Source organism: Pseudomonas sp. A214 (assembly GCF_900156295.1).
GTDB lineage: Bacteria > Pseudomonadota > Gammaproteobacteria > Pseudomonadales > Pseudomonadaceae > Aquipseudomonas > Aquipseudomonas rhizophila.
Window position 1 is genome coordinate 646774 of sequence record NZ_LT707062.1, and the last position, 21417, is coordinate 668190.

At 59.5% G+C, this 21417-nt stretch carries 19 protein-coding genes and 1 pseudogene; 10 read left to right on the forward strand and 10 right to left on the reverse strand.

Annotated elements, in window-relative coordinates; translation table 11 throughout:
* The first annotated feature begins 34 nt into the window (after positions 1–34).
* The 3 genes from ctaD to BW979_RS02930 all read left to right on the forward strand — a co-directional run bounded on the left by ctaD (position 35) and on the right by BW979_RS02930 (position 3202).
* Positions 35–1621 (forward strand): cytochrome c oxidase subunit I, encoded by a 1587-nt coding sequence (gene ctaD, locus BW979_RS02920; protein ID WP_047230053.1) that lies wholly within the window; start codon positions 35–37, stop codon positions 1619–1621.
* A gap of 117 nt (positions 1622–1738) precedes the next feature.
* Positions 1739–2290: a cytochrome c oxidase assembly protein gene (locus BW979_RS02925; protein WP_047230052.1), complete on the forward strand. Its 552-nt coding sequence runs from the start codon at positions 1739–1741 to the stop codon at positions 2288–2290.
* A 24-nt stretch (positions 2291–2314) separates the two neighbouring features.
* Positions 2315–3202 (forward strand): cytochrome c oxidase subunit 3, encoded by an 888-nt coding sequence (locus BW979_RS02930; RefSeq protein ID WP_076383128.1) that lies wholly within the window; start codon positions 2315–2317, stop codon positions 3200–3202.
* An 8-nt stretch (positions 3203–3210) separates the two neighbouring features.
* Here BW979_RS02930 and BW979_RS02935 read toward each other — a convergent pair whose 3' ends face one another.
* The gene (locus BW979_RS02935; RefSeq protein ID WP_076383129.1) at positions 3211–3414 is read right to left on the reverse strand and encodes a twin transmembrane helix small protein; all 204 of its coding nucleotides are present in this window, start codon (positions 3412–3414) and stop codon (positions 3211–3213) included.
* A 70-nt stretch (positions 3415–3484) separates the two neighbouring features.
* Between BW979_RS02935 and BW979_RS02940 the strand changes: the two genes are divergently transcribed.
* From BW979_RS02940 to BW979_RS02965, 6 genes are all read left to right on the forward strand, one after another.
* Positions 3485–4222 carry an SURF1 family protein gene (locus BW979_RS02940; protein WP_047230050.1) on the forward strand — a complete coding sequence of 246 codons (738 nt, stop codon included), beginning with the start codon at positions 3485–3487 and terminating at the stop codon, positions 4220–4222.
* The gene (locus BW979_RS02945) at positions 4188–4781 is read left to right on the forward strand and encodes a hypothetical protein (protein WP_047230049.1); all 594 of its coding nucleotides are present in this window, start codon (positions 4188–4190) and stop codon (positions 4779–4781) included. The genes BW979_RS02940 and BW979_RS02945 overlap by 35 nt, the downstream gene beginning before the upstream one ends.
* A 10-nt stretch (positions 4782–4791) precedes the next feature.
* On the forward strand, positions 4792–5871 hold the full coding sequence (locus BW979_RS02950; RefSeq protein ID WP_076383130.1) for a COX15/CtaA family protein: 1080 nt from the start codon (positions 4792–4794) through the stop codon (positions 5869–5871).
* Positions 5859–6758, forward strand: a complete 900-nt coding sequence (gene cyoE, locus BW979_RS02955; protein WP_047230047.1) for a heme o synthase — start codon at positions 5859–5861, stop codon at positions 6756–6758. Before BW979_RS02950 ends, cyoE begins: the two co-directional genes overlap by 13 nt.
* Positions 6755–7390, forward strand: coding sequence for an SCO family protein (locus BW979_RS02960; RefSeq protein WP_076383131.1), 636 nt, complete (start codon positions 6755–6757; stop codon positions 7388–7390). Before cyoE ends, BW979_RS02960 begins: the two co-directional genes overlap by 4 nt.
* A 675-nt stretch (positions 7391–8065) precedes the next feature.
* Positions 8066–8425 (forward strand): DUF6124 family protein, encoded by a 360-nt coding sequence (locus BW979_RS02965; protein ID WP_047230045.1) that lies wholly within the window; start codon positions 8066–8068, stop codon positions 8423–8425.
* Positions 8426–8596: 171 nt separating this feature from the next.
* On the opposite strand, the gene BW979_RS02970 is transcribed toward BW979_RS02965, so the two are convergent.
* Positions 8597–9241: a DUF2459 domain-containing protein gene (locus BW979_RS02970; RefSeq protein ID WP_076383132.1), complete on the reverse strand. Its 645-nt coding sequence runs from the start codon at positions 9239–9241 to the stop codon at positions 8597–8599.
* Between the two features lie 197 nt (positions 9242–9438).
* A complete protein-coding gene (locus BW979_RS02975) occupies positions 9439–11631 on the reverse strand; it encodes a TonB-dependent receptor (protein ID WP_076383133.1) in 2193 nt (730 codons plus the stop codon).
* Between the two features lie 694 nt (positions 11632–12325).
* On the opposite strand from BW979_RS02975, the gene BW979_RS02980 reads away from it, so the two are divergent.
* Positions 12326–12688: a DUF6124 family protein gene (locus BW979_RS02980; protein ID WP_047230042.1), complete on the forward strand. Its 363-nt coding sequence runs from the start codon at positions 12326–12328 to the stop codon at positions 12686–12688.
* A 241-nt stretch (positions 12689–12929) separates the two neighbouring features.
* Here BW979_RS02980 and BW979_RS02985 read toward each other — a convergent pair whose 3' ends face one another.
* From BW979_RS02985 to fmt, 7 genes and pseudogenes are all read right to left on the reverse strand, one after another.
* Entirely contained in the window at positions 12930–14069 is a 1140-nt protein-coding gene (locus tag BW979_RS02985; protein ID WP_080962941.1) for an alpha/beta hydrolase, read from the reverse strand.
* A gap of 719 nt (positions 14070–14788) precedes the next feature.
* Positions 14789–14890 (reverse strand): annotated as a pseudogene (locus BW979_RS28050) (hypothetical protein); the annotation flags it as partial.
* Positions 14891–14902: 12 nt separating this feature from the next.
* The gene (locus BW979_RS02995; protein ID WP_076383135.1) at positions 14903–16891 is read right to left on the reverse strand and encodes a M10 family metallopeptidase C-terminal domain-containing protein; all 1989 of its coding nucleotides are present in this window, start codon (positions 16889–16891) and stop codon (positions 14903–14905) included.
* A gap of 335 nt (positions 16892–17226) precedes the next feature.
* On the reverse strand, positions 17227–17538 hold the full coding sequence (locus tag BW979_RS03000; RefSeq protein WP_047229821.1) for a tetratricopeptide repeat protein: 312 nt from the start codon (positions 17536–17538) through the stop codon (positions 17227–17229).
* A 176-nt stretch (positions 17539–17714) separates the two neighbouring features.
* The gene (gene trkA / locus BW979_RS03005) at positions 17715–19088 is read right to left on the reverse strand and encodes a Trk system potassium transporter TrkA (protein ID WP_047229820.1); all 1374 of its coding nucleotides are present in this window, start codon (positions 19086–19088) and stop codon (positions 17715–17717) included.
* Between the two features lie 24 nt (positions 19089–19112).
* The gene (gene rsmB / locus BW979_RS03010; protein WP_076383136.1) at positions 19113–20423 is read right to left on the reverse strand and encodes a 16S rRNA (cytosine(967)-C(5))-methyltransferase RsmB; all 1311 of its coding nucleotides are present in this window, start codon (positions 20421–20423) and stop codon (positions 19113–19115) included.
* Positions 20420–21379 carry a methionyl-tRNA formyltransferase gene (gene fmt, locus BW979_RS03015; protein WP_047229818.1) on the reverse strand — a complete coding sequence of 320 codons (960 nt, stop codon included), beginning with the start codon at positions 21377–21379 and terminating at the stop codon, positions 20420–20422. Before fmt ends, rsmB begins: the two co-directional genes overlap by 4 nt.
* Positions 21380–21417: the final 38 nt, after the last annotated feature.

The window sequence follows — 21417 nt, forward strand, 5'->3', positions numbered from 1 at the left end:
GCCGCCCAGCCCACTCGTTCGAAGGAGACAGGACATGAGTGCTGTGATCGATGACCACGGTCATGCCGACCACGCCCACGGCCCCGCCAAAGGGCTGATGCGCTGGGTACTGACCACCAACCACAAGGATATCGGCACGCTGTACCTGTGGTTCGCCTTCTCCATGTTCCTGCTCGGCGGCTCGTTCGCCATGGTGATCCGTGCCGAGCTGTTCCAGCCCGGCCTGCAGATCGTGCAGCCGGAGTTCTTCAACCAGATGACCACCATGCATGGCCTGGTGATGGTCTTCGGCGCGGTGATGCCGGCCTTCGTCGGTCTGGCCAACTGGATGATCCCGCTGATGATCGGGGCGCCGGACATGGCCCTGCCACGGATGAACAACTTCAGTTTCTGGTTGTTGCCGGCGGCGTTCCTGATGCTGGTGTCGACGCTGTTCACCCCTGGCGGCGGGCCGAACTTCGGCTGGACCTTCTACGCGCCGCTGTCCACCACCTATGCGCCGGAAAGCGTGACGTTCTTTATCTTTGCCATCCACCTGATGGGTATCAGCTCGATCATGGGCGCGATCAACGTGGTCGCCACCATCCTCAACCTGCGCGCCCCCGGCATGACCCTGATGAAGATGCCGCTGTTCGTCTGGACCTGGCTGATCACCGCGTTCCTGCTGATCGCGGTGATGCCGGTGCTGGCCGGTTGCGTGACGATGATGCTGATGGACATCCACTTCGGCACCAGCTTCTTCAGTGCTGCCGGCGGCGGTGACCCGGTGCTGTTCCAGCACGTGTTCTGGTTCTTCGGCCATCCCGAGGTGTACATCATGATCCTGCCGGCCTTCGGTGCCGTCAGCTCGATCATCCCGGCCTTCTCCCGCAAACCGTTGTTTGGCTACACCTCCATGGTCTACGCCACGGCCGCCATTGCGTTCCTGTCGTTCATCGTCTGGGCGCACCACATGTTCGTGGTGGGCATTCCGCTGGTGGGCGAGCTGTTCTTCATGTACGCCACCCTGCTGATCGCCGTGCCCACCGGGGTGAAGGTGTTCAACTGGGCCAGCACCATGTGGCAAGGCTCGCTGACCTTCGAGACGCCGATGCTGTTTGCCGTGGCGTTCGTGATCCTGTTTTCCATCGGCGGCTTCTCCGGGCTGATGCTGGCCATCGCCCCGGCGGACTTCCAGTATCAGGACACCTACTTCGTGGTCGCGCACTTCCACTATGTGCTGGTGCCCGGCGCGATCTTCGGGATCTTCGCCTCGGCCTACTACTGGCTGCCGAAATGGACCGGCCACATGTACGACGAAACCCTCGGCAAGCTGCACTTCTGGCTGTCGTTCGTCGGCATGAACCTGGCGTTCTTCCCGATGCACTTCGTAGGCCTGGCGGGCATGCCCCGGCGGATCCCGGACTACAACCTGCAGTTCGCCGACTTCAACATGGTCTCGTCCATCGGCGCGTTCATGTTCGGCACCACGCAGTTGTTCTTCCTGTTCATCGTGATCAAGACCATCCGCGGCGGCGAGCCGGCTCCGGCCAAGCCGTGGGATGGGGCCGAAGGGTTGGAGTGGAGCGTGCCTTCACCGGCGCCGTATCACACCTTCACTACGCCGCCGGAAGTGAAATGAACATGCAAGCTTTTGTGGGAGCGAGCCTGCTCGCGATAGGCCCGACGCGGTGTGCCAGGCCTACAGCTATCGCGAGCAGGCTCGCTCCCACAGGGTTATGTGCAAGGAGCAGGAGTCATGGCTGACTCGATTTCGCTGAAGAAACTGGTCACGCGCCTGCTAGTGGTAGTGGTGGCCATGTTTGCCTTCGGGTTTGCCCTGGTGCCGATCTACGACGTGATGTGCCGGGTATTCGGCATCAACGGCAAAACCGCAGGGCAGTACGAAGGTGAACAAATCGTCGATCAATCGCGCCAGGTTCGCGTGCAGTTCCTGTCGACCAACTCCGTGGACATGGTCTGGGATTTCTATCCTAAAGCCGACCAATTGGTGGTTCAGCCCGGGGCCGTGAACGAGATGGTGTTCATTGCCCACAACCCCACCGATCGGCCGATGAGCGCCCAGGCAGTCCCCAGCATCGCGCCGAGCAACGCGGCGGCCTATTTCCACAAGACCGAATGCTTTTGTTTTACCCAGCAAGTGCTGCAACCCGGCGAACGTATCGAAATGCCCATGCGCTTCATCGTTGACCGGGACATGCCCAAGGAAGTGAAGCACCTGACGCTGTCCTACACGCTGTTCGATATCACCGCTCGTCATCCACCGGTGGCTGTAAACACTGACCGATAGCGTGCCCGATAAGGAGAACAATAAATGGCAACTCACGAACACTATTACGTTCCGGCCCAGAGTAAATGGCCGATCATCGCCACCGTCGGGATGTTCGTCACGGTGTACGGCCTGGCGACCTGGTTCAACGACCTGAAGGCTGACCGGCCCGACTCCAACGGCCCGCTGATCTTTTTCGTTGGCGGCCTGCTGGTGGCCTACATGCTGTTCGGCTGGTTCGGCGCGGTGGTCAAGGAAAGCCGCGCCGGGCTGTACAGCGCACAACTCGACCGCTCGTTCCGCTGGGGCATGAGCTGGTTCATCTTTTCCGAAGTGATGTTCTTCATCGCGTTCTTCGGTGCACTGTTCTATGTGCGCAACATCTCGGCGCCTGGCCTGGCGGGCGAAGGCACCAAGGGCCTGTCGCACATGCTCTGGCCGAGCTTCGAGTTCGCCTGGCCGTTGCTGAACAACCCCGATCCGAAACTCTTCCCGGCGCCCAAGGACGTCATCAGCCCCTGGGGCTTGCCGCTGCTCAATACCGTGCTGCTGGTCAGTTCCAGCGTCACCGTCACCATCGCCCACCACGCCTTGAAAAAGGGCCATCGCGGGGCGCTGAAACTCTGGCTGGCGATCACCGTGCTGCTGGGCTGCGCCTTTCTCGGCTTCCAGGCCGAGGAATACATCCACGCCTATAAGGAACTGGGCCTGACCCTGGGCTCGGGCGTCTACGGCGCGACCTTTTTCATGCTCACGGGCTTTCACGGCGCCCACGTCACCATCGGCACGATCATCCTGTTCGTCATGCTGATGCGGATCATGCGCGGGCACTTCGACAACGAACACCAGTTCGGCTTCGAGGCGGCGAGCTGGTACTGGCACTTCGTCGATGTGGTGTGGATCGGCTTGTTTATCTTCGTCTACGTGCTCTGAGGCAACGCTTACCAGGGCACGTGGGATACCAGCTGGCCGCTGAAAAAGCCCCAGGCAATCAAGCCGACGGTGATGGCGGCCAGACTGACCCGAATCGTCAGAGCGATCACCAGACGATTGGAATCGCTTTGGTCCTTGACCAGAAAAAACAGGCCGCTGAACAGGCTCGCAATCGTGGCAATCAGCATCAGGACGATGGCTGCTTTTAGCATTAGGGACACTCCGGGGGGACGCGATGCACGTGAGTATAGCTATCTCGTTCGACAGCTTTGGAACGGCGCCATGAAAGGCTTCCGGCCAGGCATCGTGCCGTCACTGGTGGTAGCCGTGCTGTTGCCGGTGATGGTGTGCCTGGGGTTCTGGCAATTGAGCCGGGGCGAACAAAAGCGCGTGCTCATGGACAGTTACGCCGAACGCCGCGTGGCGCAGCCGATGGCAAGCGTGGAGTTGCAACACACGGCGGACCCGGCCTTTCGACCGGTCAGCCTGCGGGGCCAGTTCGACGCCGAACACAGCATCCTGCTGGATAACCGCCAGCACGACGGCAAGGTCGGCGTGGAGTTGCTCCAACCCTTTCTCGACCAGGCGACCGGGCTCTGGCTGCTGGTCAATCGTGGCTGGTTGCCCTGGCCTGACCGGCGCACTCCGCCGGCCTTCAGCACCCCCGAACAAGCGGTGAACCTTCAAGCCTGGGTCTACGTTGCTCCGGGCACCACGTTCCAGCTCCACGCCGACCCAGCCGACGCGCCGTGGCCGCGACTGGTGACCGCGGTCGAGCCGGACAAGCTCTGGGCCGAACTGGGCCGCAACGGTTTCGCCTACCAATTACGCCAGCAAAGTGGCCCCGGCGCCTATCGGACCGATTGGCCGGTAGTGGCCATGGGGCCGGAAAAACACCTCGGCTATGCCGTGCAGTGGTTCGCCATGGCGGCGGCGCTGTTCGGCCTCTTTCTTTATCTCGGATGGCATAACGCAGGGAGACAGCATGGGAACCACCATGAATCCAACCAACACGTCTGAGGCACCTACGGCGCGCAACCGTCGCAAGGGGCGCCTACAACTGCTGCTGATCGTGCTCGGGGTGATCGGCCCGATGATCCTGGCCACCGGCATGTACAAATTCCAGTTCTGGGTCCCGGAAAGCCGCAGCTACCACGGCGAACTGATCGGCAACGGCCAGACCCGCGCCGAGATCGGCGTACAAGCCGATGAGCAGCGCTGGCAGATCCTGGTCACGGCGCCGCAGGAATGTTCGGCTGATTGCCGGCAACTGGTCTACCTGGCCCGTCAGGTGCAGATCGGCCTGGGTCGCGACGCCTCCCGCGCCAGCCATGCCCTGGCCATCGCCCAGCCGCTGGACGCGCAATACGACGCCCAACTGCAACGCGAATACCCCCAACTGCAACGCTACCCGCTGGACCTGCCGGCCTATCAGAAAGGCGCCCAAGGCAGCGGCGAAGCGCAGCTGTGGATCATCGATCCCCATAGCAACCTGGTGCTGCGCTATGACGCCCGGGTCAAGGGCAAGGCACTGCTCAACGACCTGCGACATCTGTTGAAACTGTCGAACATCGGATGAGGGCAACGACATGGCCAAACCTGGATTTCGCCTCGCGCTGTTTGCCACGTTGCTGGCACTGATCGTCGTACTGCTGGGCGCCTACACCCGGCTCACCCACGCCGGCCTGGGCTGCCCGGACTGGCCCGGTTGCTACGGCTTCATCAGCGTACCCAAGAGCGAAGCCCAGCTGGCACATGCCGAACTGCACTTTCCCGACGCCCCGGTGGAAGCCCACAAGGGCTGGAACGAGATGGTCCACCGCTACTTCGCCGGCCTGCTGGGGCTGATGATTACCGTGCTGGCTGCCCGGGCCTGGATGAACCGGCGTCACCCAGGCCTGCCCTTGAAGCTGCCCCTGTTTCTGCTGGCGGTGGTCTTTGCCCAGGCGGCGTTCGGCATGTGGACCGTGACCCTCAAGCTGTGGCCGCAAGTGGTGACCGGGCATTTGCTGGGCGGGTTCGCGACCCTCAGCCTGCTGTTTCTGCTCACGTTGAGATTGTCTGGTGTGTTGCCGGCGCTGACCGTGCCCAAGCGTCTGCAACATTGGGCCACCGCCGGGTTACTGCTGGTGATCGGCCAGATCGCCCTCGGCGGTTGGGTCAGCTCCAATTACGCCGCCGTAGCCTGCGTTGATTTCCCGACCTGCCACGGCCAATGGCTGCCACCGGCGGATTTTGCCAACGGCTTTCATCTGACCCAGCACATCGGCCCGAACTATCTCGGTGGCCAACTCGACAGCGATGCGCGCACCGCCATTCACTTGACCCACCGTATCGGCGCGTTGCTGGTGACGGTGGTGCTGCTGGGGCTGGCCTGGCAGTTGAAGACCGTCGGCATGACACGCCTGGCGGGGCTGGTGTTGGTGGCCCTGGCGACCCAGATCACCCTGGGCATCAGCAACGTGCTGTTCCACCTGCCGCTACCGGTCGCCGTGGCCCACAACGCCGGAGGCGCCGCGCTGTTGTTGAGCCTGGTGCTGGTCAATTATCACGCCCGTACCAGCCTGGTCCGGGTCAAGCATCAAGTCCCGCTGCGCTGGCGCTTCAACCCGCATAAACACGGCCCCAGCCCCATAACAATAAAAGGAGAGATGCCATGGCAACCTTGACCGGTGAACGCCACAGCCAAGCGATCTGGCGCGATTATCTGGAGCTGACCAAGCCCAAAGTGGTGGTGCTGATGCTGATCACCTCGCTGGTGGGCATGTTCCTCGCCACCCGCGCCGGGGTGCCGTGGACGGTGCTGGTGTTCGGCAACCTGGGCATCGCCCTGTGTGCCGGCGGCGCGGCGGCGGTCAACCATGTGGTGGACCGGCGCATCGATGCGGTGATGGCCCGTACCCATAAACGCCCACTGGCCGAAGGCCGCGTCTCACCGGCCGCCGCACTGACCTTCGCCCTCGCACTGGCCGTGGCTGGCCAAGCGCTGTTGCTGGCGTTCACCAACCCGCTGACCGCCTGGCTGACCCTGGCCTCCTTGCTCGGTTATGCGGTGATCTACACCGGTTTCCTCAAACGGGCGACGCCGCAGAACATCGTCATCGGCGGCCTGGCCGGCGCGGCACCACCGTTGCTGGGCTGGGTGGCCGCCACCGGTCATGTCAGCGCCGAACCGCTGCTGCTGGTGCTGATCATCTTCGCCTGGACCCCGCCACACTTCTGGGCCCTGGCGATTCATCGCAAAGAGGAATACGCCAAGGCCGACATCCCGATGCTGCCGGTGACCCACGGCGAGCACTACACCAAGGTGCATATCCTGCTGTACACCCTGGCGCTGCTGGCAGTGAGCCTGATGCCCTTTGTGATTCAGATGAGCGGCTTGCTGTACCTGGTTTGCGCCCTCGTGCTGGGCGCCCGGTTTCTGCAATGGGCCGTGGTGTTGTACCGTGGCAGTCGGCCGCACGCGGCGATCAACACGTTCAAGTACTCTATCTGGTACTTGTTCCTGCTGTTCATTGCCCTGCTTGTAGATCACTACTTACTGTTGAGCCTATGACTCGAACCCAGAAAACCGTCTTCATTCTCGTGGCCGTGATCGCGCTGATCCTCGGCCTTACCATCAATAAAGTGCTGACCGGCAAAGGCGAAGGCGACCCCACGGCGCTGATCGACGCCGGCATCATCCTGCTGCCTCAAAGCCGCAACCTGCCAGACGTGAAAATGACCGACCAGGACGGTCAGCCAGTAACGATGGACGGATTGAAAGACAAATGGAGCCTGCTGTTCTTCGGCTACACCTTCTGCCCGGACATCTGCCCGACCACCCTCGCCCAACTGCGCCAGATCAAAAGCGAACTGCCGCCGGAGGCTGTGGATAAGTTGCAGATCGTGCTGGTAAGCGTCGACCCGAACCGCGACACCCCCAAGCAACTCAAGCAGTACCTGGGCTACTTCGACCCGCAGTTCATCGGCCTGACCCCGTCATCGATCGAAGACCTGCAGAAGCTGGCCAACGCGGTGAGCATTCCATTCATCCCGGCGGACACCAGCAAACCCAACTACACGGTCGATCACAGCGGCAACCTCGCGGTCATCGGGCCGGATGGTACTCAACGCGGGTTTATTCGTGCGCCGTTGAACAACCAGAAACTGGTGGCGCAGTTGCCGGAGATGCTCAAGCGTAAATAAGGCCAAGGCGAGGCCCCCGCGGGAATACAGTATCTGCAACACTCCGATCCCCTGTGGGAGCGAGCTTGCTCGCGATGACGCCTGCCCAGACACCCCCATGGCGAGGGCGCTTGCTCCCGCTCGGCTGCGCAGCAGTCGCAAAACCGCACAATACGGTTGACCTGAAGAAATGCAGGGGCCCGCTGCGCAGGCCAGCGGGAGCAAGCTCCCTCGCCACAGGTGGTTTGTGTCGAACCGAATATCCAGCCCAACGCAGCCCCCTGTGGGAGCGAGCCTGCTCGCGATGAAATCGACGCGGTTCCAGACCAAAACAAGTCACCCGCATCGCCGGCAAACCCCGCTCCTACAGAACCTGCCTACACACCTTCACCAAGCCACGCATCCTTGCGCCTTTGCCTACAACTACGCCAGAATCCGCCCGCTTGTGCGCCTTGTCCCGGGGTTCTATTGTCTTCCTGCCACTGCCCATCAGTGGTCGGGTTTAGTAGCCCGGGTCCCACTTCGGTTGTACAAGTCTCATCAGTCAGGCATTTGCCTGTTCTCGATGGTGGCTGTGCGCATGGCGCCCTCGGGCGCGCCGGGTTTGGTGTGGGTTACCGGTCTACTAACTTGCGCACAGCCGCCACCCTTTCGTTTAGTAGCGAGATGGTGCGGCCTAATATGAGGCCCACACCTATGTTCAAAATAACCCCGAATCCGCCAGAGGCAGATTCCACTTCTACATCCGCAAAATCGAAAGCCAAGCAGCAAGACGAAACCACCAAACGCGTGCTCGATCACTACTTGCTACCGAAACCGGATAAATCCCAAGACGCCCCCAAACCGGGCCAGCTATTCACCGTCGTGAAAGACCTCGATAACGAATGCTTGCTTGCCAACCTCAGCGAAACCCTGGCTTCGGCTGATGCCATGGTGAGTGATCTGGCGTTTGATCTGGATGGATCGAGGCGCCATGTGGCGCAGGGTATCCAGCAGTTGATTGAACTGAGTTCGTTGCTGGCGAATCGGGTGTTGGATAACGTCGACCCACGTTAACCGCAACACCATCAAGCTGTGTGGCGAGGAGATATTCCCCTCGCCACACAGGCCCTCATTCCTGGCGACGCATGAATTCTGCGAAAAGAGGAACTGTAAAATTCAGATATCCAAAAAGGGGACAGATTTATTTCCAGCAAATTCTATCCCCTTTCGAGCACTGTCCCCTTTTCAGTCAACGCAGGATGCACCGACCGCTGTCGCCCCGCGTAACTGCGACATGACGCTATCCGCCGTAATCACTGCAGTAGGCGACATTGGGCAACCGCTCGCGGCCAGCGCCTCTGCGACCCAGGTATTGCAGGTATAAAACAGCGAATAGCGACCCTCGGCCTGGTAGAACCGGCTCTCTCCATACAGGCCAGGCCCGAGCACTACCAAGGTGCCCGTCGCTGAGCGGGTGAAGGTCCCGGCCACGAACGCGAGCAGTCGTTGGTAGCCGTCCTCCGTCACCCGTACCTCGATGACCTCGCTTGCGGCGAAACGCCGCCTGGGGTCCCCGTCAATCTTGACCGCATGCAGCACGGTTGCCTTCGACCCGAACAAGGCTCGCAGGGCGAGGCTCAAGGTGGCCTGTGGGGCTCGGTAAAAATCCTCGTCGCCCCAACCGAACTCCACGAAGTCACCGTCGCTGAACGCTTCGGCCAATGCGGGAAGCACCTGAAGTAGATCGGGGCGCGCAATGACCAACCCGGTATGCAGGCCATGATTCACCACATAGAAGGACCGCCAATCGCCACCCTCGCCCCTCGCCGGGTCCGACGCGGTAGCGCAGCCGAACAGCGTGAGGACCAGGGCCAGCACTACAATGCGCATACACAAGGGCTTGGAGGCTCGCTAACGAAACGTGGGAAAACCCCAGCGGGGGTTGGCGCTCTATCTCGGCCAGAAGCAACCATGGCGTTTAGACACCCAAAGCAGCAATACGCCACAAGATATCTCAGAGACCAAGCCTAGCATTCAAAGCTTAGGGCACTCGCCAACGCTCTCCCCTTTTCAAATCCCCTTTTTACTCAGAAATCGATAGTCCCCGAAAACTTCACCAACCGCGTATCACCCTGCGAAAGGTAGCCGCCGTTTGCCGATGCCCAGTAGTTCTTATCGGTAATGTTTTCCACGTTGACGCGCAACGTCAGGTCTTTCTCCACGAATTTCATTTTGTAACGTGCGCCAGCGTCGAAACGGTTCCAGGTCGGCAAACTCAGGTTGTTAGCCTGATCAGCGTACTGCCCACCAGTGCGCAACATCCTTGCGCTGAGCGCAGCCCCTTCGATACCCGGAACATCCCAATCTACGCTGGCATTGAGCTGAAACGTTGGCACGCCAATGGCGTGATTGCCATCGTTGAGACCGCCAGCGGTTTTTTTCAGCTCAGACGTCATGCGGGTACCGCCGGCCATCAACCGGAGGCCTTCAATGGGTTCGCCGAAAACGCTGATCTCCAGCCCCTTGTTGACCTGCTCGCCATCACGCACATAGAGCCTCTGCGCGTTGTCGACGTACCCATCGGAAGGTTTCTCGATACGGAAAACACCCAGGTTGGCACCGAAGGTTTGCAGGTCCAGCTTGATGCCCGCTTCCAACTGTTTGGTGCGGCCAGGGGGAAAGGCTTGGCCCAGGTTCGTGATACCTGTACCGGACGCCACTGGCCCTTTTGCAAGGCCTTCGATTCGGTTGGCGTAGAGCGACACGCTCTCCACAGGCTTGTAGACGATGCCATAAACAGGCGTGGTAATGGCTTCATCATAGAGCGCGCTACGACTGCCATCGTTTGCTGGATTGGCTACACCGTTTGAAGTAGTGCCATCGTACTTATAGTTCTCGACACGCAACTGCTGACGACGAACACCATAAGTGACCAGCAACTTGTCATCGAACAAGCCCAACGTGTCGGAAATCGCCAGGCTGCGGTTACGGGTTTTGCCGGTCACCCCGGGATCACCCATTTCACCGCCCGTGCTGGATACCGCAGTCGGCTTAGGAAGCTTCGGGGTGTTGTAGATATTGCTGTTCCCGGTAACGGAACGATAGAACGTGTACGCGTTTTCCTGCTCGGTCCAAATCGTTGAGCCACTGATCGCAACTTGGTGGGAAACAGGGCCCGTGTTAAAGCGCCCGTTCAACCCGCCACTGAACGATGTGTTGTCTTCATTGTGAGGAATCTCTGAGCCACCGATCGTCGCTACGCCGTTATTGCCGACCAGTGTCGGTGTGGCGTACACCCCGGTTTCTCGGGTGTGCTTTGCACCACCGGCAAGGTATGCGGTCCAGTTTTCGTTCAGATCCCAATCGCCACGAACCATGCCGAAGGTGTCTTCCGTTTCGGAATAAGTCCAGTCCTGCCCATAATTGTGGCTGGCGTGCGGAGCCGTGGGAATGCGGGTGGCGCTCCCGATATTCACCGAATTGCGCAGTCCATTGATACGTTGTTTCTGATACCCGAAATCGGTGGAAACGCGGAAGTTATCACCTTGATAGTCCAAGCCCGCAACGAACAACTTTGTGCGCTGATCCTGGTTGTCGATCGCTGTTTCACCTTCCCGCTGGCTCAGATTCAACCTGGCGCCAAACCGATTGTCCTCGCCGAATCGCTGCCCGATATCCAAATGCTCGCCAATGCGGCCATCGGTGCTGACGTCCTGGGTATAGCGACGCGTCGGCACATCCTCTGCGCGTTTAGGCTGCAAGTTGACGCCTCCCCCAAGACCCGAACCCGTCGGACTGACACCGTTGATAAACGCGTTGGGGCCTTTGAACACCTCGACACGCTCGATAGCATCCGTCGACAGAATTTGACGCGGTAAGACGCCATACAACCCGTTGTATGAAATGTCGTCGCTGTTAAGCGGCAAGCCTCGAATCACGAACACTTGGGATTGGTTACCAAACCCATAGGATTGACGCACCGACGGGTCATTGAGAAGCACATCACCCACGTCTTCAGCTTGTTGATCTTCAATCAACTGCGAGGTGTAACTGGTCATCACGAACGGGACATCCATGTTGTCCTGATTGCCCAGCACCCCCATCTGGCCTCCCCTCGCCACCTGACCACCCGCATAGGGCGTTGGTAGCGTGTTGGAGTTGGGTTTGATCGCACTGGCAGTAACGTCGGTCGCTCCCAATTCAATAGGCTCTGCCGCTTGGGCAAGAAAACTGACTGAGCAACATGCAGCCAGCAGCGTAAGGCGAGATGGAAATAGCATGGAGTGAGTACCTGCGGGGAAACGGGAAACCAATGCAGGCAATGCTAATGATTCGCAGATTGATTATCTATAACGAATGGCAAGCTGCCATAAAAGATTTGGAAAGCGGTTTAGTCAGCCCCCATGGCGAGGGAGCTTGCTCCCGCTCGGCTGCGCAGCAGACGCAAAACCGAACGATGCGGTTTGCCTGAAGAAATACAGGGGCCTGCTGCACAGGCCAGCGGGAGCAAGCTCCCTCCCACACAGGTGTGAACACAGTATCTGCAACAACCCCAATCCCCTGTGGGAGCGAGCTTGCTCGCGATGAAATCGCCCCAGTTCCAGAGCCGAACACCCCACCTGCATCACCAAAAAAACTTCCTCCTACAGCCCCCACCTACACCCCTCTATCAAGCCACGCATCCTTGCGCCTTTGCCTACAACTACGCCAGAATCCGCCCGCTTGTGCGCCTTGTCCCTGGGTTCTATTGTCTTCCTGCCACTGCCCATCAGTGGTCGGGTTTAGTAGCCCGGATGACATCCGGTTGCATGAGTCTCATCAGTTAGGCATTCGCCTGCACTCGATGGTGGCTGTGCGCATGGCGCCCTCGGGCGCGCCGGTTTTAGGTATGTCACCGGTCTACTAACCTGCGCACAGCCGCCACCCTATCGTTTAGTAGCGAAATGGTTGCGGCCTAACTGAGAAGACATACCTATGTTCAAAATAACGCCGAATCCGCCAGAAGCAGATTCCACTTCCAAATCCGCAAAATCCAAAGCCAAGCAGCAAGACGAAACCACCAAACGGGTGCTCGATCACTACTTGCTACCGAAACCGGATAAATCCCAAGACAACCCCAAACCGGGGCAGCTATACACCGTCGTGAAAGGCCTCGATAACGAATGCCTGCTCGCTAACCTCAGCGAAACCCTGGCTTCGGCTGATGCCATGGTGAGTGATCTGGCGTTTGATCTGGATGGATCGAGGCGTCATGTGGCGCAGGGGATTCAGCAGTTGATTGAGCTGAGTTCGTTGCTGGCGAATCGGGTGTTGGATAACGTGGAGCCGCGGCAATAGGTAAGCGTTTGCCAATGAAAAAACCCGGCGTCCTGCGTCGGGTTTCTTTTTGCCTCCCGCCCTCCAAGAGTGACCGAAAACGGCCAGGAGCGGTCAATCAGCATCAATACCATGCCCCCGTTACTTTGCCTCGGGCTTCATCCTGATTCGCAGTCACCCGCGACACCCTTGCCTCTAGCTAACACTTCCTCTTGCCGGGCGCACGAAAAGAAAGAGGGCGACCTAAGCCGCCCTTTCTTCACTATTTGGTGAGTCTCCAATATATTCCATTATTCGCTTCCACCGCTGTTAAACGATTTCTCTGAGGAGGCCGGTTGCCGGAAAACAAAGAAACGATGTCGGAAAGAACAGTATCTGAGCCAATCCCATACGAATGATTTAGAAAATCAGTCTTCACGTCGCTGGCATCTATAAAATCTACACCTTTCCACACATCCACAACTGCAGGAACACCGCCTAACCGATCGTATGTTTTCAGTTTATAAGAAAGTTTTAGCGCCCTATCGTTTTTTGAACCGTACACAGTAACTGGATAATTCTCGTTGAGAATAATTGGTGCGATGGTATCAGTAAAGAGCTCTCGCCCCACATCAGGCGCCGCCAAAACCACTTCCTTCAACTTGCCCCTTAGCTCAGGACGAGTCGCGCTGATCCTCTTCAGTGCCTCTAAGACACCACGCCCACCCATGCTGTGAGCTATCAAAAACGCCTGCTTCAATTCGGGGTTTGAAAGATAATCTACCAGAAAGCTGTATATAGCATCTTCAGACCAGATGATGCTTTCCTCATCACCGTTGTAAGTCAACACCTTGCCATTGGAAGGCCAGCTAAAGAAAACTGGCACTCCTTTAAAACTCAGATCATAAGCTAATTGAGCAGTTCGTCTCGCAGCATCTTCAAAACTAACATTAAATCCATGAACAAATATCAGCGATGCTCCATCTCCATTATTCAAACCGCGCCGCACTACCTCCTTGAATTCAGCTTCATTTATCGTACCACCCCCCAAAATGGAAACATGCTTGTTAGGATCTTCGACTAGTTGATACCAGCGTCGCAATTCAATCTCGCCTACTTCATGCCCCACTGGAATACTTACCATGCAATGACCATAGTTTAGCCTGCCATACACCCCTCTTTTACCGGAGTATGCTCCCAGGCAACGATTTTTGACCAGGAGCTCACGATTAGTTGCAAACAGCACTCGCACTAATCCATGATTATTCCCGTCAACCACTTTAACAACACCGGGATCAATTTCATCTGATGTTGGCGAAGCACCTGCTAACGGATCTGATGCTTGATAATTATCTTGCTGAGAAGCACACCCTGACACTAACAGCGCAATAATCAGCACGCCAAAGCCACATTTAAGTTTCATCCCTGCCTCCGTACTCCGTAATAAAAGTACTACAACAATTAAGGCTAGAAAACTCGATATGTCAAATTGCCATGACCCTTTGTCAGCTTTTTCAAGGCAGGTCCTAGAATGTCCGTGCTGGATCAGGCGAACCAATCAGCTCTGGCAAAAGTCAGCTAGGACGGGAGTTGACGACAGGCAGAAACCGACCCGAAGCGGTCGTAACGCAGCTTACAAATCAGGGCTTGAATGGATCAATCCAGCCAGGCCGAAGTCCTGCCTCGTATTCTTTGCGTACGTAGGCGAGCGACTCTGCGCATCCCATTTCCGCCTCGATAGCGCCTATGCATCCCCAGCAATCTCCGCCGCAATTGCCTGATAGCGGATCTGCTGGGTTGTCGAGTAAGCGTCTGCAGATCGTGCAGTATTTCGGCTTATTGCTGTTCGTCATAATCCCGCTTTCCAAACGTCCGGTCTTGGCCGACTGCTGTCGTTCGCAACCGGCGTTTCGGCCAAAGCAGACATCTAGATTAAGACTCTGTAGTTCTCGGTATATCAGACAGACCGCGTTGACTGTTTGGAGCTGCTGCGCAGCCCAGCGGGGATAAATCCCCTCGCCACAGGGTTGTATGTGTCAGCTGCTTGGCGGACAGGTAATGAAAACGCGGTGGGCTTTTTGTGAGTGCTTCGCACTCAAGCGGGAGCAAGCTCCCTCGCCACAAAAGCTGTTTTGTGTGAGTTCAGCGCTGACGATCCAGCTTCTTCAGGAACACCATCATCTCCTTCTCGGCCTGCTTGTCGCCGTGGGCCCGGGCGGCTTGGCGTGCTGCTGGTAGATCGCCTTGGTTTGCGTTTTACACCCAGACGTCGTTAGCCACTCCAATCAATTGAATAGCCTCCTCTTCCGAAGGCTCGGCAAAGACAATGTTCAAATCACGGTAACCGGAATGGTCCCCTACCAAGCTCAACTCGAATCGCCCCCCCGATGCGTCAGCTTCGTAGCTCTTCAAATAAGTGAGGTTCTTGGCTTCATTGAAAATCACGTCCAACGTGCCGTCGTAACCATTCCCCAGCCGGGTAAAGCCCAAGGCGGACAAGTCGATCGTGTCTTCACCCGCGGTATAGTCCATCAGGCGATCAGTATGGTTTTCGGTGGCGGTGCGGTAGCTGTCGCTCAGTCCGTCGAAGCGGAACACATCGTTGTTACCACCACCCACCAACAGGTCCCGGCCCTCTCCGCCAACCAATACATCATTCCCGAGCGCGCCATAAAGGCGATCATCGCCCGCGAACCCTTCGATGCTTTCACCTCGAGCGTTGCCTTGTAAACGATCATCCCCTTCGGTGCCCATCAACCTGGCTTGCTGAAACAGGAGGTTGGTTTCATTCAGCGTTTGGCCCAAGTTACCGTCGAAGACCACTTCGAAGCGTTCCCCATCGGCGTTGGTCTCGAAACTCTTGAGGTAGGTCCGCGTCCCGCTTTCATTGACGCGTATCGCCAGCGTTCCGTCATGGCCATTACCCAGCCCGAGGAAGCCCAGGGAGGAGAGGTCGAGGGTATCGCTGCTGGGGTCGAAGTCGGTGATGCGGTCGCTATGGGCCGCGGTTGCGGTTCGGTAGCTGTCTGTGACTGACTGGTAACGGAACGTGTCGGCCCCGGCACCGCCCGTCAGCAGGTCGCGACCTTGCTGGCCATCGAGCAGATCGTTACCGGCCCCGCCAAGGATCGCATCGTCGAACGAGGCGGTCCCGAGCAAGAAGTCATCGTCGCGGCCACCGTCAAGGTGGTAATAGCCGTCGTCGGGATTGCCAAAGCTGTGGTCCAAGCGACCGTCGGGGTTCAACTGGACCAAGGCGGCCAGATAGCCGTCCGCGCTCGTACCTTGGCTTCCGCCAATCAATAGCTTGCCGTCGGCCAGCACGATCATGTCGGCGACTGCAAAAGGAGCGCTTTCCGAGCCCCAACTTACCCGACCTTGTTCACCGAAATCGCTGTCGAGTGAGCCGTCGGCATTGAGTCGGATGACGGTCGCCACGCCGCCCGAGGCGCCCGCCAGCAAGATTTTGCCATCATCCTGGATGACCAGGGCGTCTGCGTGGACATCGAGGGCCAGGCTGCCGCCGTTCGCAAAGCTGCTATCCAGCGTACCGTCCGGGTTGAGGCGGGTCAGGGTGTCTTGCCCCGTGACCAATACCTTCCCGTCTCCCTGCAATGAAACGTCGAGCGTGCCGCTGGGGTGAATGCCGATGGACGCGGGTAGGTGCAGGATCCCAGCCTCTCCAAAGGAGGAGACCAAGGCCCCCGTCGCGTCGAAGCGGGCGATATAGATCTCCCCGGACGGATACCCAGCGCTTGCGAAAAAGCTGCCGTCGCGTTGCACGGAGAACGACGCTTGCTGGCCTAGATCTTCATTCCAATAGAAAGGCACTGTCACGGTGCCGCCGTTCCCGAAACTCGTATCGAGGCTGCCGTCGGCCAAGTTACGACTGATGCCCGACACCCAGGCATCGCCTACTTTCACGTAGCGCGCCACCAGGTAGCCTCCGCCCGGCTGCACGGCGGCATTACCGCCGTCCTCGATGTCGAGCGACACCGGGAGAAGGGATTTACCGTCGCCGCTGAAGTTGCGGTCCAGGCTACCGTTGGCATTCAACCGGACCAGGCTGCCGGTGAAGCCTGAATCCTCTTCGCCCCCTAGTCCCAGCCGACTATAAGCACCAAGCCAGATAGCACCGTCCGGATCGACCGCGATACCTGCGATTTTGTCCGAGCCCCATAAGGTCGTGGCGACCATGCCTGTTTTTTGCACAAGTGAAGCGGCGGGCGAAATGCTCTGGCTCATGTCCATGCCTCCGGTAGCTGTCTAGCGCCAAAGACTATAGGCACGGGTCGGTCGGGTTGCCACTTTACGAGACGAAGGGAGGTTCTTGGGCGACCTTCTGCTATCGATGCAACCAGCCTCCGGCAACTGCGCAAGATAACGCTAGGCTGGCTGAAGTTGCGTGTTGGCTGTTTGGGGCTGCTTCGCAGCCCAGCGGGGATAAATCCCCTCGCCACAGGGTTTTGTGTGTTGGCTGCTTGGTGGGCTGGTATTGAGAACGGGGTGGGCTTTTTTGTGAGCGCTGCGCACTCAAGCGGGAGCAAGCTCCCTCGCCACAAAAGCAGTTTTGTGTGAAGTCAGGGGTGGCGGTCCAGTTTTTTCAGGAACACAGTCATTTCTTTTTCGGCTTGTTTGTCGCCGTGGGCGCGGGCGGCCTCAAGGCCTTGCTCCCAGGCTTGGCGGGCGGCTGGTAGATCGCCTTGGCCTTGGTGTGCTTTGCCTAAGAGTTTCCATGCTGCTGAATATTTGGGGTCGAGTTCGACGCAGCGTTGGAAGTGTTCGGCGGCCCGGGCGAATTCGCCGAGGTCCAGGTAGCCCTTGCCCAGGCCGAATCGCAGCAATGAGTTATCCACACCTTTGGCGAGCATTTTTTCCAGGGAGTCGAGCATGGCGGCGTCCTTATCGGTTGTGTCAGGGGTTGATCCGTTGGCTGCTAGATAGCTATCGCGAGCAGGCTCGCTCCCACAGGGGTTGGGGTTGCCCACGATATTTGTGAGCAATGGAGATCCTCTGTGGGAGCGAGCCTGCTCGCGATGAGGCCCGGTCCATCACCGCAAATTCTGGATCAGAAGAAACTCAACCCCACATGGAACAGCTTCTCCACATCACGAATATGCTTTTTATCCACCAGGAACAGGATCACATGGTCGCCGGTCTGGATCATGGTGTCGTCGTGGGCGATGAGCACTTGTTCGTCGCGGATGATCGCGCCGATGGTGGTGCCTGGCGGCAGACCGAGGTCGCGGATGGCCTTGCCGATGACTTTGCTGGACTTGGCATCGCCATGGGCAATCGCCTCGATGGCTTCGGCCGCGCCACGGCGCAGGGAGTGCACGCTGACGATGTCGCCGCGCCGCACGTGGGCCAGCAAGGTGCCGATGGTTGCCAGTTGCGGGCTGATGGCGATGTCGATCTCGCCACCCTGGATCAGGTCGACGTAGGCCGGGTTGTTGATGATGGTCATCACCTTCTTCGCCCCCAGGCGCTTGGCCAGCAGCGAGGACATGATGTTGGCTTCGTCGTCGTTGGTCAGGGCCAGGAAGATGTCGGCGTCGGCGATGTTTTCTTCCAGGAGCAAGTCACGGTCCGAGGCGCTGCCCTGCAACACCACGGTGCTGTCAAGGTTATCCGAGAGGTAACGGCAGCGCGCCGGGTTCATCTCGATGATCTTGACCTGATAGCGGCTTTCGATGGCTTCGGCCAGACGCTCGCCGATCTGCCCGCCGCCGGCAATCACGATGCGCTTGTTGTTTTCGTCGAGACGGCGCATTTCGCTCATCACCGCGCGAATATTGGCCTTGGCGGCGATGAAAAATACCTCGTCGTCCGCTTCGATCACGGTATCGCCCTGGGGCAGGATCGGCCGGTCACGTCGGAAAATCGCCGCGACCCGCGTCTCCACATTCGGCATGTGCTCGCGCAGCTGGCGCAGTTGCTGGCCCACCAGCGGTCCGCCGTAGTAGGCCTTGACCGCGACCAATTGCGCCTTGCCTTCGGCAAAGTCGATCACCTGCAAAGCGCCCGGGTGTTCGATCAGGCGCTTGATGTAGTTGGTCACCACTTGCTCGGGGCTGATCAGTACATCCACCGGGATCGCTTCGTTGTCGAACAGGTCGGCGCGAGTCAGGTAGGCCGCCTCGCGCACCCGGGCGATCTTGGTCGGGGTGTGGAACAGCGTGTGAGCGACCTGGCAGGCCACCATGTTGGTTTCATCGCTGTTGGTGACAGCCACCAGCATATCGGCATCGTCGGCACCGGCCTGACGCAACACCGTAGGCAAGGAGCCACGGCCCTGTACAGTACGGATGTCGAGGCGGTCACCGAGATCGCGCAGGCGGTCACCGTCGGTGTCGACCACGGTGATGTCGTTGGCTTCACTGGCCAGATGTTCAGCCAGCGAACCGCCGACCTGCCCTGCGCCGAGGATGATGATTTTCATCCGGTCACTCCTATCGAATCGGTTTTAACCGCGTGCGGCGGCGATCTTGATCAGTTTGGCGTAGTAGAACCCGTCGTGGCCGCCCTCTTGGGCCAGCAACTGCCGACCATGGGGCTGTTTCACCCCGGCCTGGCTGGCAATGTCCAGCTCCCGGGCACCGGGGGTACGGGCGAGGAATGCTTCGATCACTTCGGTGTTCTCGGTCGGCAACGTCGAACACGTGGCATACAGCAGCATGCCGCCGACTTCCAGGGTTATCCACAACGCATCGAGCAATTGCCCCTGCAACACCGCCAGTGCGGCGATATCGTCCGGCTGGCGGGTGAGCTTGATGTCGGGATGACGGCGGATCACGCCGGTGGCCGAACACGGTGCGTCCAGCAGGATGCGTTGAAATGGCTTGCCATCCCACCAGCTGGCGGTGTCGCGGCCATCGGCGGCAATCAGTTCGGCGGCGAGGCCAAGGCGTTCGAGGTTTTCCTTCACGCGCACCAGGCGCTTGGCTTCCAGGTCCACCGCCACCACGCCGGCCAGCTTCGGCTCGGCCTCGAGAATGTGGCAGGTCTTGCCACCCGGTGCGCAGCAGGCATCCAGCACGCGTTGGCCGGGCGCCAGCTCCAGCAGGTCGGCAGCCAGTTGCGCGGCTTCGTCCTGGACGCTGATCCAACCGTCGGCAAAGCCCGGCAGCGCGCGTACATCGCCGGGGGTTTCCAGCACGATGCCGTCGCGGCTGTACTGGCACGGGATGGCCGGGATGCCAGCCTCGCCCAGTAACGCCAGGTAGGCATCGCGCGTATGGTGGCGACGGTTGACCCGCAGGATCATCGGCGGATGGGCATTGTTGGCCGCGCAGATGGCCTCCCACTGCTCGGGCCAGAAGGCTTTCAGGGACTTTTGCAACCAGCGCGGATGGGCGGTGCGCACCACCGGGTCGTGTTCCAGCTCGGCCAGCAGGGCTTCGCTTTCCCGTTGGGCGCGGCGCAGCACGGCATTGAGCAGGGCCTTGGCCCACGGCTTTTTCAGTTTGTCGGCGCAGCCCACGGTTTCACCGATGGCGGCGTGGGCAGGCACGCGGGTGTAGAGCAATTGATAGAGCCCCACCAGCAGCAGCGCTTCGACGTCGGCATCGGCGGCCTTGAACGGTTTCTGCAGCAGCTTCGCCGCCAGGGCCGACAGCCGTGGCTGCCAACGGGCGGTGCCGAATGCCAGGTCCTGGGTGAAACCGCGATCACGGTCTTCAACCTTGTCCAGTTGGGTCGGCAGGGAACTGTTGAGTGAGGCTTTTCCGCTCAGGACCGCAGCAAGCGCCTTGGCGGCGGCCAGACGCGGGTTCATGAAGCGTCCGCCGCTTGGCCCAGCACCGTGCCGACGGCAAATTTCTCACGACGGCTGTTGTACAAATCGCTGAAGTTCAGCGCCTTGCCACCGGGTAATTGCAGACGTGTCAGACACAGGGCCTGCTCGCCACAGGCGACAACGAGGCCGTCCTTGCTGGCACCAAGGATTTCACCCGGCGCGCCCTGCCCCTCGGCGTGGCTTGCAGCCAGCACTTTCAGAGCCTCGCCGTTCAAGGTGCTGTGGCAGATCGGCCACGGGTTGAAGGCACGCACCAGACGCTCCAGTTCGACGGCCGGGCGGCTCCAGTCGATGCGCGCCTCGTCCTTGTTCAGTTTGTGGGCGTAGGTAGCGAGGTTGTCATCCTGCACTTCGCCTTCCAGCGTACCGGCGGCGAGGCCGGCGATGGCCTGGACCACGGCGGGCGGGCCGATCAGTGCGAGGCGGTCGTGCAGGCTGCCGCCGGTGTCTTCGGCGCTGATGGGCGTGCTGACCTTGAGCAGCATCGGCCCGGTGTCCAGACCGGCTTCCATGCGCATCACGGTGACGCCGCTCTCGGCATCACCGGCTTGCACGGCGCGCTGGATCGGCGCCGCACCGCGCCAGCGTGGCAGCAGCGAGGCGTGGCTGTTGATGCAACCCAGGCGCGGAATGTCCAGCACCACTTGGGGCAGGATCAGGCCGTAGGCGACCACCACCATCAAGTCGGGTTTGAGCGCGGCCAATTCGGCCTGGGCCTGAGCGTCGCGCAGGGTCGGCGGCTGCAAGACCTGCAGACCGTTCTCCAGGGCCAGTTGCTTGACCGGGCTGGGCATCAGTTTTTGCCCGCGACCGGCCGGCCGATCCGGCTGGGTGTAGACCGCGATGATTTCATGGGGGCTGGCCAGCAGGGCCTTGAGGTGTTCGGCGGCGAACTCGGGAGTGCCGGCAAAGACGATGCGCAGTGGCTCAGTCATGGGAAGCTCTCATTTACAAAGCAGTCGCAAAAGAAAAA

Coding starts and splice junctions, on each gene's coding strand:
- ctaD (WP_047230053.1), top strand. CDS start 35: ATGAGTGCTGTGATCGATGACCACGGTCATGCCGACCACGCCCACGGC.
- BW979_RS02925 (WP_047230052.1), top strand. CDS start 1,739: ATGGCTGACTCGATTTCGCTGAAGAAACTGGTCACGCGCCTGCTAGTG.
- BW979_RS02930 (WP_076383128.1), top strand. CDS start 2,315: ATGGCAACTCACGAACACTATTACGTTCCGGCCCAGAGTAAATGGCCG.
- BW979_RS02935 (WP_076383129.1), bottom strand. CDS start 3,414: ATGCTAAAAGCAGCCATCGTCCTGATGCTGATTGCCACGATTGCGAGC.
- BW979_RS02940 (WP_047230050.1), top strand. CDS start 3,485: ATGAAAGGCTTCCGGCCAGGCATCGTGCCGTCACTGGTGGTAGCCGTG.
- BW979_RS02945 (WP_047230049.1), top strand. CDS start 4,188: ATGGGAACCACCATGAATCCAACCAACACGTCTGAGGCACCTACGGCG.
- BW979_RS02950 (WP_076383130.1), top strand. CDS start 4,792: ATGGCCAAACCTGGATTTCGCCTCGCGCTGTTTGCCACGTTGCTGGCA.
- cyoE (WP_047230047.1), top strand. CDS start 5,859: ATGGCAACCTTGACCGGTGAACGCCACAGCCAAGCGATCTGGCGCGAT.
- BW979_RS02960 (WP_076383131.1), top strand. CDS start 6,755: ATGACTCGAACCCAGAAAACCGTCTTCATTCTCGTGGCCGTGATCGCG.
- BW979_RS02965 (WP_047230045.1), top strand. CDS start 8,066: ATGTTCAAAATAACCCCGAATCCGCCAGAGGCAGATTCCACTTCTACA.
- BW979_RS02970 (WP_076383132.1), bottom strand. CDS start 9,241: ATGCGCATTGTAGTGCTGGCCCTGGTCCTCACGCTGTTCGGCTGCGCT.
- BW979_RS02975 (WP_076383133.1), bottom strand. CDS start 11,631: ATGCTATTTCCATCTCGCCTTACGCTGCTGGCTGCATGTTGCTCAGTC.
- BW979_RS02980 (WP_047230042.1), top strand. CDS start 12,326: ATGTTCAAAATAACGCCGAATCCGCCAGAAGCAGATTCCACTTCCAAA.
- BW979_RS02985 (WP_080962941.1), bottom strand. CDS start 14,069: ATGAAACTTAAATGTGGCTTTGGCGTGCTGATTATTGCGCTGTTAGTG.
- BW979_RS02995 (WP_076383135.1), bottom strand. CDS start 16,891: ATGAGCCAGAGCATTTCGCCCGCCGCTTCACTTGTGCAAAAAACAGGC.
- BW979_RS03000 (WP_047229821.1), bottom strand. CDS start 17,538: ATGCTCGACTCCCTGGAAAAAATGCTCGCCAAAGGTGTGGATAACTCA.
- trkA (WP_047229820.1), bottom strand. CDS start 19,088: ATGAAAATCATCATCCTCGGCGCAGGGCAGGTCGGCGGTTCGCTGGCT.
- rsmB (WP_076383136.1), bottom strand. CDS start 20,423: ATGAACCCGCGTCTGGCCGCCGCCAAGGCGCTTGCTGCGGTCCTGAGC.
- fmt (WP_047229818.1), bottom strand. CDS start 21,379: ATGACTGAGCCACTGCGCATCGTCTTTGCCGGCACTCCCGAGTTCGCC.